The following is a 4,872-nucleotide window of genomic DNA, read 5'->3' on the forward strand; positions in this document are numbered from 1 at the left end:
ACTCAATCGGCATCCAAAAAGGCCAAATCTAACCCCCACGACACGCCGGGCCAGACACACTTTTTGACCCTTAACCCCATACACTGCCGTTATGCTCCTTAATATCCCCCATAAAATTCAGTAACCCCGGCGATATGCGTCTAAAACGCAGGGATCTCTCCGGGGCTTTCATAAACAACCGTAGCATTTGTTCCCATGGATTCCAACAACAATCTAACGAGCGATCTCGACAAGTGGTTCTCGCCCGCGCGGATGAGCACCTATGCCCACCACCCGGACCCTGAAGCTCTCTATCTCTGGAATACTCATGTCACCAAGGCTTTTCTGGAGGACCTCCAGCATGTCGAGGTGTTGCTACGAAACTGCGTAGACACCGCAGTCGCTCCGCGCTACGGAGCCAGGTGGTACACCAACCCGGCCATCCCGTTCGTAAAACCGGCCAAGAGTGCCATCAGGAAAGCAGAACAACGTGCCCGTACACGAAGAGAACCAACCCCACCGCCGGGGCGGGTCATCGCCGAACTCAGCTTTGATTTTTGGGCCTACCTATTTACCAAGACCTACGCCTCGACCCTCTGGCCGCTCGTTCGTAAAGCTTTGATCGGCACACCGACACCTATCACTGACGGAAGCAAGCCGGGTGTCTTCGTCCCCAATCTCAACGAATTCAGATGTGAAGTAGATGTGGTCTACAAACTGCGTAATCGGTGTGCCCATCATGAGCCGATCATCAGACAGAACCGGCAGGACGAAAACGAAGATTTCGATCGAGCACAGCTAGCCATAGAGAAGTTGTCTACCTGGATTGACCCCTCTGCGGCGCAATGGATAGCCACCAACTCCAGACTCCCCGAATTACGGACTAGCAGGCCGTAGCTCAAGGTATGGGTTCACCATCGCGGGGAATGAGGCTGTGTTCGTAGGTTTGTGTCTGAACCCTGGTCCGACTCTGTCAGACCATGTGCAGGGCGCAGACCCGGAGGCCTGCGCCCAGAAAGCCTCGAATCCTTAAGGCAGGGACTCGACGAACTCCGGCAGCCAGTCAGTGATCATGCGGCCGGTGAGGAACGGGGTCTCCTCAGAGACGTACTTGCGGGCCTCGGTGTAACGCATCGTGCGCATCAGGTCCACGACCTCCGCGACGTCCGGTGCCTCAAAGGCGAGCATCCACTCGTAATCGCCCAGGCTGTGGGGGTCGATCACCAGGAATCGGAGCTGCCGCCTATGCGAAACCGCTGGACGATGGCGCGTCGCGTTCGCGGCTACGTCCTCAGCGGTAAGCACCGAACTGGTGCGGGGACAACTCTTGGAGGCATGAAAGCGCAACCACGCGCCTCCGCCTTCCTCTCGCCATGCGGTGATGTGCGTCTGCGTCGGAAGCATCGTGCTTCCGCCACTGTGAAGATTGGCGATGCCTATCTGGCATCCCATGGTCGATTGGGTTATGCCGCTACTTGTCATGCTGCTCACGGTCCGACGGTGGATGTTGCCCGCGTAGTGGCTGCTGCCGAGTGTTTGAATCGTGCTGGGAGCAGCGGTGTGTTGCGCGTGTGGAGCAAATGCAGCGCTTTGGTGCATCCCAGAAGCAGTCGCCGGTAGGCCAGCCAGAGCAGCATCGTGCGATGAACAATAGGAATTCGAAGTTGAGCAGTGACCTGTGGGATGTGAAGCTTTATGCGGATCGTCAGGATCAGGACACGAGCACGTTGGTTCGCCGTGGGGAGCTATTAAAGGCATTGGCTGTTAGGGATTCGGCCCCAGCGACGGCGACTGAAGAGCACGAGAGTACTCCGTATGGGCAGTCGGTGGGTGCTGGGGTCGTTGCCCACAGCATTGAGGAACAGCTCGGAGCTCTAACCCACCAGCCCGTTGCACAACCGGATAGTTCCCCTGCCCCAGGGGCCGTCAAAGCAACAGCTTGGAGCGGAGTGCGGATGAAGGTCTAGGTTTATAAGCCGCAATGTCGAACCCGAGTCGCGTAAGACTCGGTCAGAAAACACCGTTCCAGAGAACAATCGGCTAGGTTCATTAACCTGGCTGCTAAGCATGGATAATCAGTATCTGTACGAGTGGTGTTCGCGGCGTAATCGTTAACAGTATTAGGAACGCGGGGTATCGTGCTCGTCAGGAAGAAAGAATGACGTTACGAGGGTGATAGTTTGGAAACCTATAAAGAAGAATATTACCCAAGCTCCATCCTTCAGTCCTTCATCGAAGATGAGGGGAAGTACGGCCAAAGCGAGTGTAGCCAAGATGGACACTCTCAAAAAATTCTTCGGCGAGATGAGCTTCTTACCCCGGCTAAACCTGACAAGGGAATAGTTTATTGCTACGAGCACAAAAGAAAAAATGACTCCAAGCACGATACCAGGAAACGCTGTCATTGTTTTCCACTCTCAAACTTCAATCTAAGTCCTGCCGCACTCACTAACGTGGATTATGGACTTTCTTTTAGTGTTTCTTCGACAACATGTTGAGGGACGACATCCGCTGCATTTTTCCCGTCGAGCGAAAGCAACGGAACTGACGTTGGTACCCAGGCTAACTCTTCATCCGAGAGGATGACAACAGGCGAATCCAGACCTATTTCGTCCTTAAAAAAACTAGACCTAGTATGTGCAGCGCCTACGAATTTATCTGCTGTAACATAATCTGTCCCTGCGTTGTCGAGCCGCGAGTTTAAATTGCGAGAGAACTTTCCCCAGGAATAGCGTGCCAAAGTTTCGGAGTTAAGTGGTCCCGTCATGCTTGCGCCTGTTGCTGGTCCCCAAGCTGTAACGATTAGATAAACATTCTTTTTCGTCGGGTCGCTAGTCCCTGGACGAGACACAAAACGAAAACTGATTGTTCGCCCAGCGCCTTCGGGGTGTCCTTCCAGTGATTTAAAGCTGAATCCATCGGCTGCAATCGACGTGACCTCTATCGGTGCAGGGCCCATCACAGGATTAGCAATGGTATTAAGACCACAGTAATCTCCGACCCGGATTTTCTGTCCGCAGCCCTGGAATGTGAAGTAAGCGTCAAAGTGTTCAATGACCTCGCGGGCTACAGATTGAGGGGTCCACCTCTCATTCTGAGCGATAACAGGAAATTGCATCTGGTAGCCATCCCAATCGGTGTGGTCACCGGTTGGGAGGCGTTGCGATGTAGGCTCCACCCATTGAATATCTAGGCGCTGAAAATTTTGATGTATGCCGCCATCCACGGCATACTCCTCATTTATTGGATATCCATGTGGACCGGTTTCCCATCCTCTTGATGCCCAATAATCACGAATGCGCCCTTTCACAACCTGCGGACCGGTATCGGGGGTCCAGTAAATCGAACCATTCTGGAAATGATTGAACCTTCCCACGCCGTCTGGGGGAGAAGACTCACTTGTCGTCGGATAACCTAGCTCACCAGTTTCCCAGCCTTGGTTGGCCCATCGATCCTTAATGCGTCCCTTTACTACCTGGGCATCAGTACTTGGAGTCCAATATATCGACCCATTCTCGAAGTGGTTGAACCGGCCGATCCGGTCAGGTGTGGTGAGCTCATCAGTGGTTGGGTATCGCAGGGGCCCATTTTCCCAACCCCAATCGCGCCATCGATCACGAATATTGCCTTTGACTTGGCGTGCGACACCACTGCTGACATTAGGATGCCAATAGATCGAGGATGCCCGCTCGAAGACTTGGAATTTTCCCCCACGACCTGCGTTTCTTTCCGATGTGATTGCGTTTCCAAAGGTTCGGTATCCACCTAGTCGTTTATAGGTTTCCAGAATGCGGCCTTGCACGACCTCGCCGTGCCGTTCAGATGCAGCTGAAGCCGATGGGAGCAAAGCTGGGTCGGTGAGTACTGTACATACACTGATAGTTGCTACAACACGACGAAGGAGAGGCTTCATTTGGTAGTTCCTTGAGTGGTGGATGGTGTTGTCTTTTTGATCGTTTCAGAAGTAGAGCCTCTTTTCAAGCTTTCGGGCAAAAATATCGGGAGCATGCCTCGTTTGAACTGCTCCCCATTAGTTGGACTGAGAAATCAGTTACCGACTAGTGGGGAGCAGTTTTCATTGAGAGCACGAAGTTCGCTGAATGAGCAGCAGCGTGAACAGTTAGTGGAGTGTTTCGAGCAGGGCATGGGGAGCCATGCTGCTGCGAAGGTGGTTGGAGTTTCGAGAGATGTGACGCGCAAACTCTATCGGCGGTTTCAGCTGCATGGCAGGCTATGTCTTGTGGAGAAACCGACAAAGCAGCAGTACTCGTTCGAGATCAAAAAGGAAGTTGTCCAACGCCACCTGGCCGGCGAGACAAAGATGAATCTTGCGCGTGAGTTTGGCCTATCGTCAGACCAGCTCGTCACTAATTGGTCCTGGAAATGGCGCACAGGTGGCGATGAGGCGTTAAAACCGAAGCCGAAGGGCAGACCCAAAGGCTCGACCGCACCGAAGCAGCTTACAGAAGAAGACAAGCTGCGCCGTCAGATCGCGCGGTTGGAAGCGGAAAACGCTTACTTAAAAAAATTGCGGGACTTGAGGAACCAGGGACACGCCTGAAAGTCCAGGCGATTGTCATCCTCAAGTCGCACCACCGCCTGGAGTACCTCCTAGAGGCAGCAGGTATCCCACGGTCGACGTTCTTCTACCACCAGAAACGCCTCAACAAGCCGGATAAGCACGCAGCACTCAAAGCCGCGATCCGGGAAAGCTTCGAGCGCAACAAGCATCGCTACGGCTATAGGCGAGTCCTACTTGACCTGCGGAACCAAGGCTGGGTAGTCAACCACAAGCTCGTGTACAAACTCATGCACCAGATGGGGCTTCGAGCCAAGATCCGCCAGCGCAGGCCATATGTTTCCTACACTGGGACGATCAGCCACATCGCTGAC

At 53.7% G+C, this 4,872-nt stretch carries 3 protein-coding genes and 1 pseudogene; 2 read left to right on the forward strand and 2 right to left on the reverse strand.

From position 1 onward, the window contains the following. Positions 1–195 precede the first annotated feature (195 nt). Positions 196–876, forward strand: a complete 681-nt coding sequence (locus tag QP140_RS09550; protein ID WP_284759421.1) for a hypothetical protein — start codon at positions 196–198, stop codon at positions 874–876. A gap of 132 nt (positions 877–1,008) precedes the next feature. Here the strand turns inward: QP140_RS09550 and QP140_RS09555 are convergent, their stop codons facing one another. Both QP140_RS09555 and QP140_RS09560 read right to left on the reverse strand, forming a co-directional pair. Beyond that, the gene (locus tag QP140_RS09555) at positions 1,009–1,203 is read right to left on the reverse strand and encodes a chlorite dismutase family protein (RefSeq protein WP_442875040.1); all 195 of its coding nucleotides are present in this window, start codon (positions 1,201–1,203) and stop codon (positions 1,009–1,011) included. 1,234 nt (positions 1,204–2,437) lie between these two features. Then, positions 2,438–3,892, reverse strand: a complete 1,455-nt coding sequence (locus QP140_RS09560) for an LGFP repeat-containing protein (protein WP_284759423.1) — start codon at positions 3,890–3,892, stop codon at positions 2,438–2,440. 165 nt (positions 3,893–4,057) lie between these two features. Between QP140_RS09560 and QP140_RS09565 the strand changes: the two are divergent. Continuing rightward, positions 4,058–4,872: pseudogene (locus QP140_RS09565) on the forward strand (IS3 family transposase); the annotation flags it as partial.

The sequence above is a fragment of the Corynebacterium sp. UMB9976 genome (assembly GCF_030212265.1).
Classification (GTDB): Bacteria; Actinomycetota; Actinomycetes; order Mycobacteriales; family Mycobacteriaceae; genus Corynebacterium.